Source organism: Pseudoalteromonas sp. ABV4_021, assembly GCF_056159365.1.
In genome coordinates, this window is the sequence record NZ_JBSWVB010000002.1 from 724,940 (window position 1) to 746,489 (window position 21,550).

1 protein-coding gene (only partly in view) is annotated in these 21,550 nt (G+C 39.2%); it reads right to left on the reverse strand.

Annotated features, from left to right (window positions below):
- Nucleotides 1-21,550, reverse strand: partial view of an Ig-like domain-containing protein gene (locus ACXAFE_RS17515; protein ID WP_475155618.1) — the 3' portion only. It continues 16,172 nt past the right edge of the window; 21,550 of the gene's 37,722 nt are visible here — the last part of the coding sequence; its start codon lies off the right edge, out of view; the stop codon is at nt 1-3.

A 21,550-nucleotide genomic window follows, 5' to 3' on the forward strand; every position in this document is an offset into this window, starting at 1 on the left:
TTAATGCCAAATGATATTTGCGCCCGAACTGTTTAATTTTTCAACTAACTCTTGATTTGCACTACCAAGACTTATGCTTACGTCAGGTGTGAACACTGCTTCATTAATATCACTCACTTCAACTCGGTTGTTACCAAAATCGACGTTTGCACTATTAATAATTTTTAGTCCCCTCAATAAATGAATACCTTGTAATGTTGCACCAGCGTAATTACTTAAATCTTGTGTGGTTTTAACAACCAAACTATTTTTATCATTACTGATGATTTCAACAGCGTGATCAAGTGGGTTATATATATCTGGGTCAATCATGCGACCAATCAAACTACGCTTTTTATCTATGTTTGAATCGTTCCAATGTTCAGTATTGTTATCCGCTGAACAATCGGTATCTAAACGCCATAAATTGTCCCCCAAGTTTGTAACACAATCAATTTGGTGTTTACCCGCACCACGGATTGGGGTTTTAATTCTATTACGGTAAGAAGTGCTCCAATTGGAACGCGTATTATCTATGGTTAAAATACCATTTTTACCATTTTCATCAGCAACAAATACCGTACCAGCTTCACCTTGATCTGATTGATATCGTGAAATTGGTACAGACTTAATATCAAAGTTAGCGTTAGACACATCATCACTTAGCAACGCAATACGGCCACTGTTACCTTGCTTATAATAATATTCATTCACTGCTGGGTTTGCAGAAATAACGCCTGAACCTGAAATTGATGTAGTTGATTTTAGGTGAATAGAACCACCTGATGCACTTTGGTAAAAATTACCGCCATAATAAGAACTATTTGCTAATAGCTCCCCATCATGCACTATTTTTCCAGCAGCTACCTGTATAACTCCACCACCATAACCCGAAGCATTGCCAGAGTTATATCCCGACACACCATTTGTTAATGCATTAAAATAGGCACCAATTACACAGTCGCCTGTCGTATATTGGCTGATAGAGGTGAAACAACCAAAGGTCGTGTTTTTCTGATGTTTTATCGCTTTGCCAGAGACACTAATTCTTCCATTATCATAAATTGTGGCTGTATTTTTAACAGTAAATGCCAAGCCAAATTCGTCTTTAGCTTCCTTTATAATGCTGCCGAATACATTCATATTATTGCCAACTTGTGTATTACCACCTGTATTTAAATAAAGAGTATCCTTTGCATTAAAGTCCCCGCCTATAATGAAATCTTGATCAGTTATGATCTTATGATTTGAGTATGATGTGTTAATAGTAAAGTCTTTAACTATATTTATACTTTTCTTCGATAGCAAGAGAAGCTCTGCATCCTGAGTAAGTAAAACATCACCAAAATTGATACTATTAGCCTCTATATCTAGAATTCCGTAGTTAGAAATAATCACATCATTATCGACAGTCAAATTACCAATAGCAGATGTCACTTCCCTAAACGCATCATCAGATCTAATAACTAAATTGCCTTCAACTGTAATATCACTGTTGTGTAGATTTCCCGAAATTCCACTACCTATTTCAAAGGCCAAGTCTCCTTTAAATGCTATGTCTTTTGAAACATGAAGAGTTACATTGACATTTCTTGGTAATGACACGTTTCCACTAAACGTCAAACTTTCAGCTACATACACTTCATTGGAACCAAGTTGCTTATCTCCTTCGATTACAAGATTACTCGCATACTCTTGGGCTGGTGTAAATAAATTAGAAACGGCACCATTTGCAGGTGTAAACCGATAATATGACGTATCAGATACTTGACTAGATGAAATATCGTCAATAACAAGTATGTCGTCTCCGAGGTCAAAAATAATATCATCAGTTACCCAAATCGAATCAAAGGCATGTACACCTACTAACTCCCTTCCCAAATAACTGGTTAAATCATCTTCTGTAGTAACAAACACACTATTATAGGTATGACTATCTATCTGATAAAACTTAGTGATCCCATCATTTGCATCTAAGTCAATAAATTCACCACTAATATCAAAGCCAAACCTTTCTTGAGCTAAAGCCCACTGAGCGCTATTGGCTGTTACTTCCCATTTATTTTGAGAAACTTGTTTGATTGATGAAATTGTATGCTTTCCTATTTCAGGCAGTTTTACAATGTCATTTAAACAACTACTGCAAGAAGGCAGATTAAAGTTAATCTTTAAGTGCCCATATAAGTCATTATCATCTTTGGTAAATATCGTTCCTCTACCTGTTAACACTGTACTAGATGTATTGTCTTTAGCGTCGATAATTAAACGACCACCACCATTAATATTACCTGCGCCTTCAAACAATTGAGTTGTTATAACAAAGCTATCACGTATATTTTCATTAGTATTTTTCGCTACGAGTGTGAAGTCGCCTTGGTTTATAAATTGCTGAGCATTTACACTAAAAACTTTCTCGCTTAACTCTGGACAATCAAACCCTACACATTCAGGTAAGTTGGCAATAGTCGGTAATTTCTTATAGCCCAACAACTCTGATAGTCCACTTTGCTGTAAGCCATGTTGATTAGCGAACTCAATGGTCACATTTCCTTTGTTATCGATAGTATCATTAACATTAAGTGAAAGACTTGAACCTGAGTTGTCACCATTTTCAAATAAACTAAGACGTGTAACATCTCGAGTTCCTTGTTCTATTACTAAGCTACCACCTATATCAAGCACTCCTGCGTAATTAACCGAGGAATTACCATTTGAGAGAACAACTAAGTCTTTACCGATGGTAAACGAGTTCTTTATAGGGGCTTCAATTTCAGCTTCATTAATATACTGGCTTCCATTAACGCTAATATGATTATCAGCAAGCTTTAATCGCCCTCTATTAATTCGTAAATCTCCATTGATATAAAGATTACCTTGTCCTTCAAATCGCAATTGACCACTCGAATCTGCATTTAGATCTCGATCGCCAATTTCAACATTTCCAGCAAAGAATACGTCACTATTCGTTTCAAAAATAAGGCCTTGGTTAAAATAATAATCACTCTCGATATAGATACCATTGGAAGCTTCAACGTCAATACGATTGTAAGTTCCACTAGTTAAACCTAAGTGATGAAAACGTAATTCATTTTGCACGTTGCCTGAAATTGACATACTCCGATCAGCATTCGTTACACGAGACTCAAATAACAAACTGTTTGAATCGATTGATAATGAATCTATATCCGTCTCTTTTTCAAAGATAATATCCCCTTTTGCCAATAAGTTAATATTTTCCTCAATTCTCGCCGTCTCATGAAAAACAATATCCTGATTACTAAAGATATATAATAGGTTTTCATAATTACCCCTGATATCCATAGGCGTATTAAATTCAATATTCTCAGCCGTCAGCAAGAGTGAATTAACCCTTCCAGTTAACACTGGAATATCAAATGAAAGCGACTGATTAATATGTAAACCAAAATCCACCTTTGTGGACTGCAATAATGATTCTATTGCATTTTGATTTACCTTATTAGCCTTTACATCAGCTTTAACTAAGGATATTGCTTCTACTTCAACAATATCTTCACCGAAGTCAGCATCCGTCCATGCTAAGTCGATAGACGAAAATTTGTGTAGTCCTTGTAAACGCGTAACCATAAAGTTGTCGATAGGCTCATTTAAAACCAAAGTAAGTTCATTACTGGTATTTGCAGTTATAGTTGCATCAATAAACTCATTTTCAGAATTAAATAACCTTACACTTAATCCAGTTAAATGGCGGTCATATTCAGGTTTATTACTTTCCCATGGGTGCCCACTAACGGTCACTTTTACTATTAAGTTATCAACTGCCGTTAGCAATTCTACAATATGATTCCCTACACTTAAGTAAGGTACAATGTAGTTTGGTTTTATTAAACTCCCTTCTTCTAAATAATCAGGGCGTTCTCTCTCACAATCGCAGTTGTACGGCTCACCAGTTTGTAAAACTGCAAGGGATTTTTGCTGTTGCAGCTTATCAATTAAAATTACTGAGCCTGAGTTATAGCTATTTTTGTCAAAGTTTGCTGCTAATGGTGTTGAAAAGAGCGTCTTGAGGTTAGTCAAATCATCCGACTGTGTAGCTGAGGATTGCATGCCTAACGCCCAAGGTTCAATTTCATCAAAGTAGTTTTGAGCTTGAATATCGATAGTTGCATAACTCACAACATAACGTGACGGCGAATTATATTCCGGCCAGTCAAAAGTAGAGCCTCTGTTAATTTGCTCTGAGCTAATACCCTCACCCGCCATGGCATATTCACCCCAGCCTCCTGAATCTCTATGCGTACCAGCATCAATTAAGAATTTAACGTTTCTGACAACAAGCTCTTCAGTATCAATAAACACACTTTGACCATTAGTTGTTAAATCATCAATAAAGTAATTTTGTTTATCATTATTATAGGAAGCACCTTCTGGGATATAAGGTGGAGGCCCGTCATTGTCAAAACCGTCACCAACAAATAACCAACTATTACTCGTATCAATTTCAACGCGGTTCGCTTGAATATTGATATCATTTATATTTCCCGATAAATGATTGGTTACATTACATGTCGCTTTGCCATATTTACTAAAACAGTCAGGGGACAATCCATCTAAGTCACTTGGTAATATATTAAGTTGTCCATAGCCTGTTAGCTTCTGACCTACATTCAACGAACGGAGTGTCGTTTCTATTGGTCTATCTTGCCCGAAGTGTGTCATATCACCTCGCACATCAATAGTGTGAACATTGAGTTTTGTATCATTGCCCACAATTAAATCAGTTTGCACAGTTAAACTCTCCGCAAAGAGTGAGACTTCGTCACCAATACTCTCAATACTCACCGACCCATTCACCGTCACATTTCCAACTTTAAGGTATGATTGCAGTGTTAAGTCACCCGCAACCGCTATGTCACTATTAATACCTTTTTTGTAGTTTTTAGTTCTAACATGTTGGATTGAAGATCCGTATTCATCACTCATTGCCGATGCATAAACTCGAATTTGCGATTTTGACGGTACAGTACACTCAATCTCTGAACCTGAAAAATATCGATTTGGTTCTCGACAACTGTGCAACTCTCTCCCTGTACTTAGGTCTATCATTTTTACACTGTTCGGGACAATAGAATGCAGAATAAAGCTTTGAGGAACTGTTTCATTTTTCGCATCGATCACAAATTCGATTTCTTCATTTGTGTTTTCTAACGCTATATCTAATGAATTAGCAACACTGAAAAACAGTTTTTGACTATTGATATCACTAATCATCATAGAGCCGTTGAAATCAACGGGTCTATTTAGATCAAAGATATAGTCACCAATGCTAGTTAACGGGCAAGTTATTATAACAATTAGAAACTCACCTTCAGTATGATTATCAAATGCATCTTGATATGATTCAGAACATTGAATTTCCGCGTCATGGATTAAGCTATACTCTATGTCATGCTTTTTCGAGCTGTCATATGAAGGCACGTCAAACCGTACTTGTAAGAATTTATCACTCGCTAAGTCACTGATAGTAAATTTCGCCCCAAAACTATCTAGATCCAAGTCGTACACTTTGTGTGCTTCAACAATTTGAAGGCTAGGATCTTCGTCCGTTTTAACTGCTTTAAGCGCGCCTAAAATATTGGCATCGCCTTTGATTTCTAGTGCATTACTTACAATAAAGCTATAGGCGTCTTGCTCAACCGTGAAGTCGTTCTCGACAACTAGGTCTCCATTAATGAATGCATTAACTTGACCTCTAATCGTGATTGAGTTCGCAAATACCGGTCCATTGTATTCAATACTTTCATCCTGCCAAATAACATCGCCTAAACTAATGACTTCTACCACCTTCACTTTAGCGGTATCAGAATACGCACCGAAATGCACTCGAACCTCAGCTTCACCCAGAGCGATTGGTGTGAATCCGCGGTATGAAGGAATAACAATACTTTCATCCAACGACTCGAATACTAAGTCATAGAAATTAGCATCACTTACATCGATAGTGTAAGTACGATCATTAATTGAAACAGTGGCAATTATTGTGAATATTACATCGTCACCATTGCCAGCGAGGTTATGAGTTACAACATCTTGGGCTATATCAATACCGATAACTAGCTCTGGCTTAATAGCGCGGTCGTTAGCATCAGTTGGATCTGAGCCCGATGCAATTTCAATTGCATCATCAATACCATCTCCATCAGTGTCAGCGTTATTAATATCTGAGCCCCATTGATACTCAGTACCATCATTAACGCCGTCATCATCGCTATCGGCATTATCAATTTTGCCACCTAACTGAATTTCAAGCGCATTTGATAGTCCATCATTATCGTAGTCTTCATTTGCATCTGAAACACCATCACCATCACTATCTTGCTTCAGTGGGTGGTAGCCTAATTGATGTTCAAGATCATTATTGATGCCGTCCCCATCAAAGTCACCCGCTTGAGTTAATAGGGTGAATGTTCTTGCATTTGCAACAAATAATGATGTCTCTTGTATCATCGCACTCACACTTGCAACAATTTGCTTTCCTTCGTCTTGCTCAGCAATAACTGGTGCAGTTAATTCATGAGTTTGTGCATCTACCGCTAGACTGAGATCGTCTGATATGAAACTGAGTTCATTAATCTGATCCCATGTATAGTTATCAGCAAGTGCAAGCGTTAATGTGCTCGTTTGTTCTGATAATAAATATCCCAACGTTTGCTCTGGCAAGCTAAGGTCTGGTCCAGTAAATTCATAATGTGACGCAAATATTGTCTCTTGCGTTTCATTACTCACAATTGCTGTGCCATGAGTACTTAGTTCATAAACAGCACCAAGCGTAAGCGGCTGATTTGGGATAAAGCGCAGTGTGACGTCATCATCAAACGAGAATTCACCTTCAATAGTTACACCTTGTGTGCTCACAGTCGGCCACGCAAAACCGCTTGTTAATGAAACAGGTTCGTTAAATTTGACTTCAAGTGGAGTGATGTCTGAATCAACAACTTGAACAAGTTTCGTATCGACAACACGCGCGAGTAATCGGGCAAAGTTAAGAGTTAACTCGCTTTCAGCATCAATATTTAAATTATTTGCAATATTTGTTACTGATATAATTACTTCTTCAACGGTATTGTTAGTCACCGTAAATGTCGCTGCACCACTGTTTAGCGCTACAACGATTTGGTTAGTATCATTTGCAAACGTCGCATCACCACTTACAAATACGCTTACTTCTCCATTTGCTGGCTGACCGTCAATTTCGGTTATCTGATTACCAAATTCGTCGGTCAATTGTAATTGTAAGGTTGCAGTTTCAGTTTGCTCAAGCACGTCTTCACGACCTGAAATATCATTGCTCATAGCTGATAATGACATCACCAATCTCGCCGGTACGTTGGCAGTCACGTTAAGAGGGATATCTGCACTGATTTGATACGAGCCATCTTGTTCTGATTGATAGCTTAAACCAACATCTGCAAGATTGTCGGATAAACGTGCAAGCTTATATTCGCCCATCACTTCGGTGGCTTGGAACTCAATATTCGCTTTTCCGCCTACCAGCGTAATTAACGCTTTTTCACCAACATAATTTTCCCCCTGATAATAAGGCTCAACATGAACATTCGGATCAAACGCAAAATGGAAACCAGGGTGGTTAAATACAAGCGCTACGTTGGCATTAGGCACATTTGTTGCTTTATTACCTGCCGCATCAACAAGTTCAAGCATCAAGTTTGCGGTTTCGTTAGCACGAATTGGCGCGATGTGCTCAACGCGAATTGCACTTGGTTCACCTGGTAATACTTCGAAGCGAACAATCGCAGGTAAGATGTTTGGATAATCTCGAAGTGTCGCTTCAGCAACATATTCGCTAACCACCAGATCCGAAGTATCAACTGAGAAATACGCCACACCATTACTATCGGTTATAACCGAATTAGATATTTTTTGTGCGGAATCACGCTGCGAAATGACTAAATCTACATCTTGTAACGCTACGCTACGATTTGCTAAATCTTTGACCCTAAATGCAAATTCTGCTGGAACGCCGACTTTTGCAAGCGATAAGTTAGCACTGTCAAACTCATCAGTTAAAACAATCGCATTAGGTACTTGTGATAATTGAATGGCATGTTGATCACTTACCGTAACTTGACCTAGCTTATCGATAGCACGTAATGCAATGTGAATTTGATCATTAGCTACAGTGGTTGAAGGTATGTGAATACTCGCGTTCATTGTTTCACGACATACAATATTGCGGTTAATATCACAAATTGGCTTTGCAACCTTAAGTTCGCCACCTTGATAAATAAGTAGGTCAAGTGCTAATTCTCGTAATAAACCATCATCAACTAAATTTAAGTCGATAAGTTTACCATTGAGTTTAGAACCGTAAATTGCCGCATCAGCAAAGCTTATGTTACTTAGTTTTGGCTGTGGAGCCTTATCTTTCGTAACCGTAATCGATTTTTCGATGCGAGTTTGCTGCCCTTTCGAGTCGACGATGAGTAACGTTAGTGTCTCGATTTTGTCACTGTTAACACGTAGTGAGCGCGTATCTTGAATTGATAACGTTTTATTGGTTTGTCGATCGTTTACAGGGTAACGCTTAACAAAATTTGGCCACTGTACTTCAATATAAGCAACTTCAATATCATCCTGCACATTAATTGTAACCTCAAATGCACTCTGTTCCAGAACTGCATTTGGTACACTGATTTCATTAACGACTGGACGCTCATCTTCTACCACCTCAACATTAAGACTTGTGCTGTTGGTGTTATTTGCATTATCCGAAACTTCTAAACTATAGACATAAGTATCACCCGTGTTTTTCGCATGTTGTTCAATGCGAGACTGCGTATCTGTAAAGCCAGCCCAAATCACAGTGTTGTCACGTTTAAGCAGTGCCAAATTAATTGCACTTCCAGTATCACTAACATTAAATGCAATACCATAAGGGTATGTGGTAGTAACACGCTTAGCATCATTCAGTGGCGATTCTAAACTAAGCGAGACTTGAGGTACTTCATCATCCAAATGGCGCTCAATCACTGTTGGTTGTGATTCGGTCACGTTGCCATACACATCAATTGCACGTGCCTTTATAAACTGACCACTTTGCGCTAACGTGAAATTATTGCGAACAATAAACTCAGGGCCATAATGTTTGCGAATAAGCTTATACGGACCTGATTCATTATCTGACAGATAAAACTCAACTTGACGGATATCTTGTGTCGCATTCTTAACTAGGGCTTCAATTTTTAGCGGTGCCGGTACATAACTTGGGTTACGGTAAAGTAGCTCAACGTTAAAGTTATTCTGCGGCAAGTCTTGGCTATGAAGCAGCATTGTGCGCTTATGACCAATAACTGAGTTACCTATACGGTCTTTGGTTACAGCATGGACTGTAAACTCATTACCATTGCGTAACTCTCCTGGGATCGGGATCTGTACACTAAATGGGAAGTGTTCGCTACGCGCGACTAACGTATCATTAACATAATAATCGACGCTCACAAGATCAGCTGAATGTGCAACAGCGAGGTCAATTGCTTGACCATGCACAAAATGCGTTTTATTAGCTGGTTTATTCAGGTCTGCAACTAATTGACTTGGCTGTTCGCCACGCCATGCTAACTCGACACCATTAACACCTAATGCCACCGCTAACTGATCTTTTGAGATAGCAAAGCCTGCAATATCAGTTTTCGCCTGATACATTAATTTATCTGGAGTATTTGACGAAAGTTTATGTTCAAAGATCTCGTTATCTAGTGCATAAAGTACACTTTGTCCCTTTATTACAACATCTTGCACTTTATTTGAAAGAATCGTTTGGTAGATATTTTCGCTAAGGTTATAGCTGCTAAGCTCTGTTCGTGAGGTTAATACGAGTGTATCACCAAGTGTATTAATTTCCTCAATAACCGAGTTAGTCGCAAGCACACTATCAACACGCAGTGCAAATTCTTCCATAGGTAAACCTGGGTGACTTACGCGATAAATCGTACCATCTAACGTTGCAACATAGACCTCGGTCGGAGTCGCTTTTAACGCTGTAATCACTTCACCTGCGGCTACAGTAAAGGTATAGCGTTGTTCAGAATCTTTTTTACTTATGATGGTTAACTGATCACTCGATGCAGCATAAAGGTAATCTTCATCAGTACTAAACATGCTATTGCTAGCAAACTTACCAAGATGTTGACTGCCACTTAATTGGACTGAGTTAACTTGATACAGGTAACCTGACACTTTATCAAACGCATAGATTGCTGTGTTGTCGACTATCAACGCACTAAACTCGCTCGCATATTCACTAGGGAAAAAGCTACGTCTCGCATGATTTGGTAAGCCCGTATATTGCGTTAGTGCATATGTTTTTTCAGTTACTATTGCACTTCCATTATGCAACACAATGTGCTCACTGCTACCTTTGTGTTTACTGCTAGTAAACAGTTGACGATATGGCGCATTTTGATTTTGATTTAACGTCCAAACATCACCATTATTTGATGTAATGTCGCCATTTGATACAAACAAATCGCTAATGTCACTTTGAACATTTTCACGGTAAATAACGTAAGGTGTTGCTTCGTTTAAGCTAATAATCAGTAATTCATTGGCTAAACCATCATAAGCAAGTAGTTCATTACCAAGGCTCGACACGGCATTAATTGCCATGACAGTGAGCTGGTGTTGAGATAAGCGACCGTTGTCAATACGATATAGGCCACCTAGTTCATCAAATGCGATGAGGTGACCATTATGAACCACCAAGTGAGCTACTTCAGCAGACAGTTCAAAAGATAAATCAACCTCAAGTTCATGATTAAAACGAGTTAGCAAGCCTTGATAAGCCACCCAAATGCCATCGTTTGCTACCACAACCTGCTGTGCAAGTGTACCTGACGGAAGTTGCTGAGCAGACGGCTCTAAGCTATTTCCTTTAATATCAAATACAATAATATTACCAGCATCACTGATTGCAAAAACTTGTTGCTCATATATTGCCAGTGCTTTGAAATCTATCTGACTAGGGTAAATACCCAATATTGCGTAATCATCCTGCCAAGACATAAACGCAATACCTAAGCCTTCTAACGCAATAAGTAATCGGTCTTGCAACAATTTAGCATCGCGTACATTACCATCGAATTGACTAACTGGGAGGCCATCTTTATACAATTTACTATGGTTTATTGTGTACTGATTATTAGCAATACTAAATTGATACTCAAACGGCGAAACAGAACTACTTTTACTTAATTGATATGGTTGAGCAACAGCCACTTGTTTATCAACTTTAGTTTCGTTACCTAAGCCATCTTTCAACAGTGCTTCAATGGTGAAACTATCGATACCATTAGGTACAGCAAATGACACTGGCTCAACACCACTGGCGATAATCGTTCCATCTGAGGTCGATACCTTAAAGTCAGCATGTTGAGGAATATCTGTACTCAATGTAACGAGGCTATTCGAGTAAACTTTATTGCCAACACCTTGAATATTTGCATCTAAAGATTGACGTAATGGTACGACCTTAATACCAACCGATTTTTCGATATAGTTGTAACTTTGTTCGAAATACGCGCGAACTCGAATGGTATATGTGTCATACCGGTCGACTGCGGGTACTTTAAATGCTGTGTTGGTATTCACAGAGTTTGTAGTAAAAGATAACAAGTCAACTTTATTGAAATCTTGTAAGGTCACTTCAACATGCTTGAATTGAGACAAGTCAACTCCACTAGCTAACATCTCGAGACTAACCCAATCACCTTCTGTAAATTGGCTGTTGTTTTGTGGGTTTGCGATTAATAGCTGCCCTTGCGGAACTGTATTTTCAAGCACATCTAAAGTAAATGGTGCAAACGTTGTTGAACCATTAGATAGGTTAAGTACTTTATTTATGGTTACTTTAGTCCAGCCAGCTACACTATCTTCGGTTGCCATTGAACTCGTATTACCTTCAATAGTAAATGGTGCTAATGCCATGGTATTTTTAAATGTAGCGACAGTTGGCACAATCGCCGTATTGACTAACGATTGCTTCAGATTCCAATTCACTTGGTCACTTGTTAACCCTGCATCAGCTGGCACATCAATTTGATACCCATTCGTGGTCTCACCATCGATATAAATAGTTAATTGCGTACCATCTGTAAGTTCATTATTAGCAATAAACAAGGTGTTATCATCCGCCCAACTGCTAATCAAATGACCGCCTTGCGCATTGACAATCGTGAGCTCTGTAAACGACTCAAGAGATGTAAACCCACTAATGGCAACGCCACCAAGCTTGCGCTCTGCAACCAATGAGAATGCTGGAGTAAGCGCTTTATCAACACTGTATTCAGCAAGTTCACTCTGTGAATGTAACCATAACTTTTTGTTTGTGAAAGTTAGATCATATTGCCAGTCAAGTGCCCCTAACGATTTATCTTGCTTCAATACATACCATATTGGTGATTGAATTGGGTACTGAACTTTTAGCCAAACGCGACCTGCGTTATCCATGTCTATCGCATGAATAACACCGAGTTCTTCAAAGTCACTGAACTTAACGAGTTCTTGGTTCTGATTTAACTCAAACGTATGAACGGCGTTACGTTCTGTAATGTAAATTGTTTCTTGATTAGCAACTAAGCTTACAGGTGCAGTTACTGCATGTTGATAAGTCGCGACAGGTTGCCATGACAAACTTTCGTAATCGGCTGTTAGCTTGGTTAATTGACCATCAGTGAGTAGCCAAAGTTTTCCACGCACAAACATTGCATCTTGCAACGGTTGTGTAGTTTGATAACCGATAAAGTCTACGACTCCGTTTCTCGAGAAATGTTTTACAAGCAGCACATTGCCTTGTTGAATTGCAACCAAGTTCTGTTCAACTGACAAAACATCGCCATGAATTGCACTTCGCGTGATTTCCTTTTTAGCACTCGGGTCGAACATAGCTATATACAGCTGATTATTTTCACGATATTCAACAAAATAATGGCCACCAGAGTGATGTAATTTCGAAGCGACGGTATTTGGTCTTTGATATACCGTAGTGTCGTTTAGCTTAATCTCAAAACCGTGATTTGTACCTTGTTGCAATGTAATTGGCTGATTATTGAAACTCGCAACATCGACCAGATTTGATTCCGTGTCGTTGAAAGACGCCAATACATTGCGTGAACTGCTAACATAATCATGCTTTTGTATAGTGAGCTCTTCTTTTTTCTCATTACCAGAAACATCTTTTAGGGTACTGCTCACCTTAACTTGGCCGGGCTCAATACCGGTTTGCCAAAGTATAGATGTCGTGTCCATAGCAAGTGTTTCAGTCGTACTGTTACTGTCCGTTATTACAACGGTAGACTCGTCTGAATAATCAACCATACTTTGTGGACGTTGCCCTCGAACATGCATCGCCAAGCCAGAAAGTACGTCACCATTTGGCCACACTTTAACTGCAATATCTTCACCGAGAGAGTCATCTTTAATCACATTGACAAAGCTACGAGCAACATAGTCCTCGCCTTCTAACGCAAGTAATACAACAAGGTCTTCGTTTGTGTAAGGCATCTTGATTGTGACATTAAAACGCTCTACGTCGTCATTTGGTTTGATAATTTCAATTGGCTCAGGGTTACGCGGGTCATTTTGCTCAGCACCAACTAGTATTGCCAATGTCGCTTTTTCGATATGACGCATTAACACGGTAAGTTGAACTTGCTGTCCTTCTCTCACATACTCACCATTACTTGGCGAAATAATACGTAGCTCAGGCTCTCCTTTAGTTGGATCAAATGCTCGCACAGAGACAACGTCAGAGTATCCAATATTACCGTTTGGATCATTTGCTCTCGCTTGAATTGTCACTTGTGACTCTGTCTCAGGCGTAAATTGATACAAGTTTGCTGTTTCAACCGTTTCGAAAGCACCTTCATTAATTGACACTTCAACTTTTTCAACACCGTATTTATCGAATGATTGAATAACTACATCAGCAACTTCTCCAATTGGGAATTTATCATTCATTTTAGGTGTTACAATTGAAACTGTCGGCGGTGTCGCGTCTTTGTAAAGCCTATAGCTACTATTAAACGTGCGTGAACCTGCAAAATTAAGTTCCGCCTTAAGAACCACATCAACATTTTGTTCAGGTGCAATCTGAGCCAAGCTTGGGTTTACAAAATTTAAAGTGACTAAACCATGGTCAAGCATCTGATGGTATGTTGTTCTATACCACTTGTTATGCAGCATCATTGTTGTGCTATTAACCAGATCAAAATCACCAAACACTTTGAATTGAATACTCGACGCTGACAGTTCTTCTGCTTTCGTTGGTGTTAAAATTGGCTCTGACACGCTCACTTGAGGTTCGATTATCGCGGCACTAAATGGCGCAGTCGCGATATTGTCATTGCGATCGGAAACTTTGAGTCTAACGCCAAGTTGCTCAAAAGACTCATCAATAAATAAGCTAAATTTATTTTCACCACTAGGTTGTGCGTGATGTACAAAATTAACGCCATCTTTTGCATAAAGCAGCGTGTACGTTACGTCACTTGTTAAATTATCAATAGCGCTTGCTTCAAATTCATAAGTACGACCCCTTGTTAAGGTCATTGCAGGTGTCATTGGCAACTGGTCTGCAACTCGCTGCAAACTAATTGACCTTGGAGGCAAACTATCAAACGTAGTGTGACTCAATACTAATTGGCCGTCGATAATCGTAACATTTGTTTTCTTGTAATCTTCAACAGTATTTGCGTCGGTGTCACTAATGCCATTTATGACCACCGTATATACTGCGTTATCTTGTAAACGATAACCATTGACTGGAGAGAGTATTAAACGCTTATTTTCAACTGCAACAGTAAAATTATCTGATACATCGACATGCATTTGAGTATTGTAATCAAAGTTTTCTTTGCTTACCGAAAAGCTTCCCACAACCATGTCATCATTGAACGAAATAGCGATTCTATCTTGTGTGTTAAAAGCAATACTGGTCGACGTCACAATCGGCGATGTATCATCAATAGCGGTCAAACGTTGTGCAACTTTATAATGCTCTTGTGTGCTCGGTTTAACTATTTCAACATGATACACAGTGCCAGGTAAGGTATTAGGCGTATTGAATACTATGCCTCCCGTAATATTTCTGTACTCAACCATATGGGAATCTGAAATAGTATCGCCAAGCTCATCCGCTAAAAAGTAAACTTGTATATCACCAGTTAACCCTTTGCCTTTTAGCGTGATTTCATTTCTCTGCGTATCAGAAACTAAATCCGTGCCACGCGCATTATTACTTGTTAAATTATCGACAGAAATTGCATCTGTAACATTCAGCCCTGCTATTAATGATGCTGTTTCTGCCCCTTGATAAGCGGTAATACTATTTACCCCGGCATTGTCAAAATGACGAGTAAAGGTTAATTGAGTACCGCTATTATTCACTTCAAAGTCAGCAGGCAATAGAGTTTGACCGCCCACAACCAGACGTTCTAGTGCAAAAAGTTGATCACCAAATAAAGTAAAATGCGTTTCACGTCCAGTGATAGTCGTGTTCGGGGATAGGTAATCAAGCGATACCGGCTCATCAGTAAATAGCGGATGCATGGTAAAGGCATTTGGTAAATCAAATACAACCTGACCCCCGTCTATACTCTGTTGAGGATACACATGTAGTTCAATCTTCACAGCCGCATTTGCTATAAAACCAGGCAAGTGTGGCGTATAACCAATGAATCCATCAAACACCTCTGTTTGTCCGGCGACATCATTACCATCTTGTGTCACGCTCAAGCTGCTGTTTCGCCACTGAGACTCATCGCCCTTGATAGCGAAGTAAAGTGATTGATTCGCACGTGTAATCAAGTTAGTTTGCGCAGCAATTAAGTTACTAACAATGGTACTACCACATATTACCTCACGACGAATGAGTCCACATATTTGATCATCAAATAACATGACATGTGTTGCATTTAGGTCTAGGTCGACATTAGCAATTACGTTAGCGTTTAATGCTTGTTCATCTATATTAAGGTCCGCAAGCACAAACTGATCACCATTAAAGTAACTAACCAGTTCACCATTGATACTTAACTTATTATTTGATCCTAACGATGTAGTTGAAGCTAATTTACTAATCTGCCCGCGGATCACATGGCTTAAGTCATAAAGTGATAATTCTGACGGTGCCATCACATAGAGGCGATTACCCTCAATATGTAATTGCTCAGCATACTGAGGTATATCAGAAGTTGAGATAACCTCAGTTGTTAAATCACTTGCCCTCAAAGCAACCAGAGCGCCATCTTTAATGCTAATAACAAAATCGTCGTAGAAGGTTAATGCTTTATACGTCCCCTCCAGTTGTTGATAGCTCTGGCCAGAGATATCGGTTATTAATACTTCGCCATCGGCAAACATAGCGAGTGTATTTTGCTGCAGCACTAGCGCACTGATGGTTTTATCAGTTGGAAGTTGAATTCTGTTATAAAGTACATAAGCCGCATTGCCATTCGCTCGATATACCACAACGGAGTTATCATCCAACAGAACTGCTACTGTATCTTTTTGTATCGCCAGCAGTTTACCTTTACTTGGTAATGTATGCGTGAACAAGTTGACGTAGCTATTCCCAATGTGCTTATCAATTACCAATTCATCAACCTTCAGCTTAATAATTTGATCATCAAAGCTTTCCATTAATGTAACGCCATTATCGTGTTCACTTGTTGGTACAAAAACGCTTAGGCTATTATCAATTGCGACGACGTCTGGATTGTCTTGGTTATGTAATTTCACAGACAAACGTCCAAGTGTATTAGTTGGTAAATCAAATACGACTAGATTCGAACGAATAAACTCAACACCTGTGGCAGGTTGGTTATTGATCTCAATCAAGGTATGGCGGTTTATGCCTTCTGCTTGAATTGCTATTTGTTCAGCACTGTTCAATGCAAAAGTGGTTTCGAGCGTATTTACCAATACTTTTTCATGATTGAACTTACCAATAGCAAGTATTTCAGGGTCTGTGATGTAAGTGTAAGCACCATTTAATACATCGTGTTGGTGCATGTTACTTAGTTCAAGGCTGACAAGTTTGTTGCTTGCTGGTTTTTTATTAAGTGACGGTACAATCAGCGTAAGCTTTTCAGGACTATAATATTGAATATCTTCTTGTGGTACCTCTTTTCCTGCAAAGCGGATCTCGCTATCACGGCTGAAATTTTCACCAAATACTGTTACTTGATTACCACCATTCCAAACCCCAGAATTAGGCACTACGGCAGTTATAATTGGTGAATTAAATTCGCTTGCGATAAAGCTAAATTGATAAGGTGCTTCGAGCGTGTCGTTAGTGATTGCACGTAATCCCTTGGCAATATTCACGTTATAACGTTTACCATTTTTCCATGGTGCATCTGACACAAACCTTGCAACTACGCCATCCGTTAATACATCTAACTGCCATTGCCCTGAAACAGGCACTTTATTCAAAGTAACTGTGATTAAGCTGTCTATAAACTGCTCAAAATAGTGAGGTTCAATGTATTGATTAAAACGGATCTCGAGTGCTTGTTCTAAAGAAGTATACCCCTCAGTGTTTGGTGTATGGCCAATTACAGCAAAACCATCCGGTGCAAAGCTTTCAATGCCCCCGCCTGTTCTATGATACTTGCTACCAACAGGTAAAGGGCTTTCAATTCCTTGACCTTTACTATCTTGAAGATAAGCCGTTGTCGCAAATAGAGTAAGATTGTTCACCGCAATATCAGTAACAGATCCCATCACACTGTAGTAGTTGTAGAGTGCAGGGCTTCTATCAAATCTTCCGGCTAACCAATTACTTATATTAAACTGCTGAAGGTCACCATGACCTGCCGCCACATTCAAGATGCTGCCTTGAAGCAATAATTTATCTGCAGAGATATCGCCATTGCGTAACAGGTAAGCCAAGTTTAGATTATCTAATCCGTTACCAGTTGCTTTATCAATAGCTACTACGGTCGCATTATTGCCTGTAGCAACAAGGATAATTTCATCCAAAACGATAGCATCAGCAATTGGTAAACGTTTACCTAACTGGTCAGTAACTTTGATACGCTGTTCAATTGTGAAATCACCTGAAGCAATATCTACCGAGACAAGCTCTCGACTGGTTGATAACACTAACCACAGGTCAGCACCATCAACAATCGTTTTGCTTACGATACCTTTTAGCACTGCGCTGCTAATAAACCCAATTTCTTCCAGCTGTGCGTTATCGCCAATAGTATAAATAGCAAGACCAGCGTTAGTTGCAACAAACAATAAATTATTTTCGATAATTAAATCATTAATCGAACCTCTTTGTTGCATAACAGACATCAATTGTGGTTCTGCTGGTTGAGCAGTATCAAACCAAAATAATTGATTACCACCAGCAATAAATAATTGATTATTCTGAGATGTAATTAAACTAAAACCTGATGGCGGTAATTGACGTGAGAAGTGATATTTCTGAACATCATTGCCAAGCTTATTTTTCAGTATATTGATTACTACAGGGTCATTTACATCGGCAACTAACAATTGCGCTTGTTGCGTCTTTACGCTCGCCAGTTTGTTGCCGTCACTATCATAAGGTGCATACCCGCCACCTGAAATCGCATACAACAAGCTATCTCTTGCGAACAAACCTATTAACGGATTATTGTCATCTCCTTCGGTCGCATAAGTTGCTGTTGCTTGGTCTGCATAGAAATACTCTACTGGCGACACTGTTATGTAGTCTGTGAGTTGAGGATTAAATGCACTTACTGTTGCAGGGCCAAAGTTACCTGCTGGTACTAATCCTTCAGCAAAGTTTGCTGAATGAACTCGTACATTATTGAGCGGTGATCCATTTACTTCAAATTGTGTGCTTGGTGTAAAACCAAAACCACGAAGTTGCAATGTGTTACCGCCCTGTGGGGGACCGGTAGCCGGATTAATATCTTGCAGTACGAGTTTCGGTAATACAATTAATCCTGCAATAACTGTGTCTTGTCGGCCTAGCTTCGAAACGTTTATCGAATAAGCTGTTGCAACATCAATATTTGGGATTTTATCAAGCTTAAAAGTGACTTGATTATTATCAACACTTTCGATGTTATCCGCATCAATAAGCATATCACCAACATAAATTGCCAACTGTGCAGAGTCTCTTCCGAACCCCGAACCCGTTAACTTAACTAGCTCCGTACCGTCTGCATAGAAGTAATGATTAGATGTGTTTTCACTGATACTGACACGTTCAATTTTATCAATATCAATAGCAACTACATTACTATACTGATACGTGATCTCAGATGTCGTGCCTAGTTTTTCACCGTTTATGTTTAATAGCTCAGCATTAATAATCACCGTCACGGGCCCTGAACTATTAAACTCTGGCATTGCAAAGCGAACTTTAGCGCCGGTCATGGTATTAATACCTACCGGAGAAACCTCATAAGTAGTGTCTTCAAACTTTACATTTATTTGCGACTTTAAATGGGCTTCATCGGTGTTTATCAAATTATTAAAATAAAGTTCGATGTATTCTCCCGGCCCAATATCAGCATTTACCGTCGGTACGAAATCGCTTAGTGCGAGCCCTTTGGGTAAAATTTGTTCTAACCCTTGCTCTGTTGCTAAGTATTGTGAACCATGTGATTCTAGTAGCACGCTCTCAACACTATGTTGCTCAGCATAACTCACCACAAATACATTAGATTCTCGAGACAATTGGATGTATTGGTCACCTAATGTAATCGCCCCACCTTGCTCCGCCAACAACATACTGACTGGCCCCTGTTGGTATTCAAGGCCTTCTAATCCGTGTAACACGTACTCTGGTACAGCTCCTAGTGAAGTGAACTGAACCAATACAATATCCGCTTGGCGCTGCAATAATACATGCAAATTACCATTCACCCATTGAACTTGAAGAGGTTTACCAAGCAACTCTCCAGAATCAAAGCGCAATACAGGAAAACCTAAAGGCGCAGCATAAACAGGAGAAGTTAAGTCAACAAAGCGTATATATCCTTCAGCTAAGTCTGAATAGCTAGCAATTGCGAGTACGTTATTCGCTTTCGACAACGCTATATCACTCACATGATAATCTGAAACTGCTAACGTATTTAAAATAAATGGATTAGCTTTGTCTGAAATATCAATAACAACCACACCGGTGTTCTGTACCGATACAAATGCAACCTTATCAACAAGCTCGATTCCAGTGACAGGTCCTGATAATGGTAACTGGCTTAGCCTTATTGGTGACATTGGCAAGCTCATGTCATAGATTTCAAGTCCGTAATCTAACAAATAAGGATTGTTAATGGCTGCTTGCGCACCGCTGTGAACACCCACAAATAGGAAGTTTTCACTTTCAACCATTGCGCCAATAGACATAGGTGGATAGTTAGGCAAATCAATGCGCGTTCCGCGCTCTAACATATAGTTAAATTGGCCTAAAAGAAGTTCTTCATTACCGCTAATTAAAATCACATCATATTGCCCAGGCTGTACCACTTTTGGCAATCTGAAACGAATTAAGCTCTGTGAAACAACGTCATCTTCTAAGTTGAGATTGTATTCACCATCATCCATTTCTTCAGTGTATAACTCATTACCTAATTTATTACGTAATAAGATTTTATCTCCAGGTAAGAAAGTCGATCGATTGGACTCAATATTTAATATGTAGCCACCTTCAACCGGCCCTGACGTTTTAGAAAACTCGAATTCAGTCGCGTTATCTATATGGTCTGACACCACTACCGCACCAACTAGTTCGCTACTGAGGCCGTTGTTTTCTACTCTAACTGTGTATTGACCTGCTAGGTTTTCCCTAAATTGTAATCCCGTAATGTCGGTTATCAACATGTCAGAATCTAAATAGCTATCTAAAGGGACGTCATTTAGGAACACCTGTGACTCATTGGTAAATCCACTTCCGTAGATGCGTAATTCTCCAAGATCATTTGTACGGAATAAGTTTCGTGATAAGTGGGATATATCAGGTCGAGCGTCATCAATATAGCTAAATGATGCCTCAAAAGCTGCCAATAAGCCTGTTCCTCTGGCATTATTAGCCGATTTAATATTCAATGTATATCGTTGTTTATCAGATAGTGCAGCATTAATCAGAAGAGTGCGTGACGCTCCTGCTTCAGGGCTAACTCCAACCACTGTTACATCAAGAGATTCACCAGTGCTTTCATCAACTAGTGTCGCTACAACCGAATCAACTGCAATTGCTTCGTTAAACGTAATTGTAATTGCTTCGTCTTTCGCTAACTGCTGAGACTCAATATTACTCGACTTAACAAACGAACCAGGCAGTTCATATGCAGCAACGCCATTATCACCTTGTGCTGTTAGCACGCTGACATTATTGACAAGCCCATCATAGATTTGCGCATTAGTACCCGCAGACACAACAACCGGGTTATTTATATCTGTTACATCATAAATAACAATGCCACCTTGTTGCATTGAGACAAACAATAAGTTGCCATATACATTTACTTTGTGTGCACTGCTCTTTCCAGATTGTAATTCTTCAGGG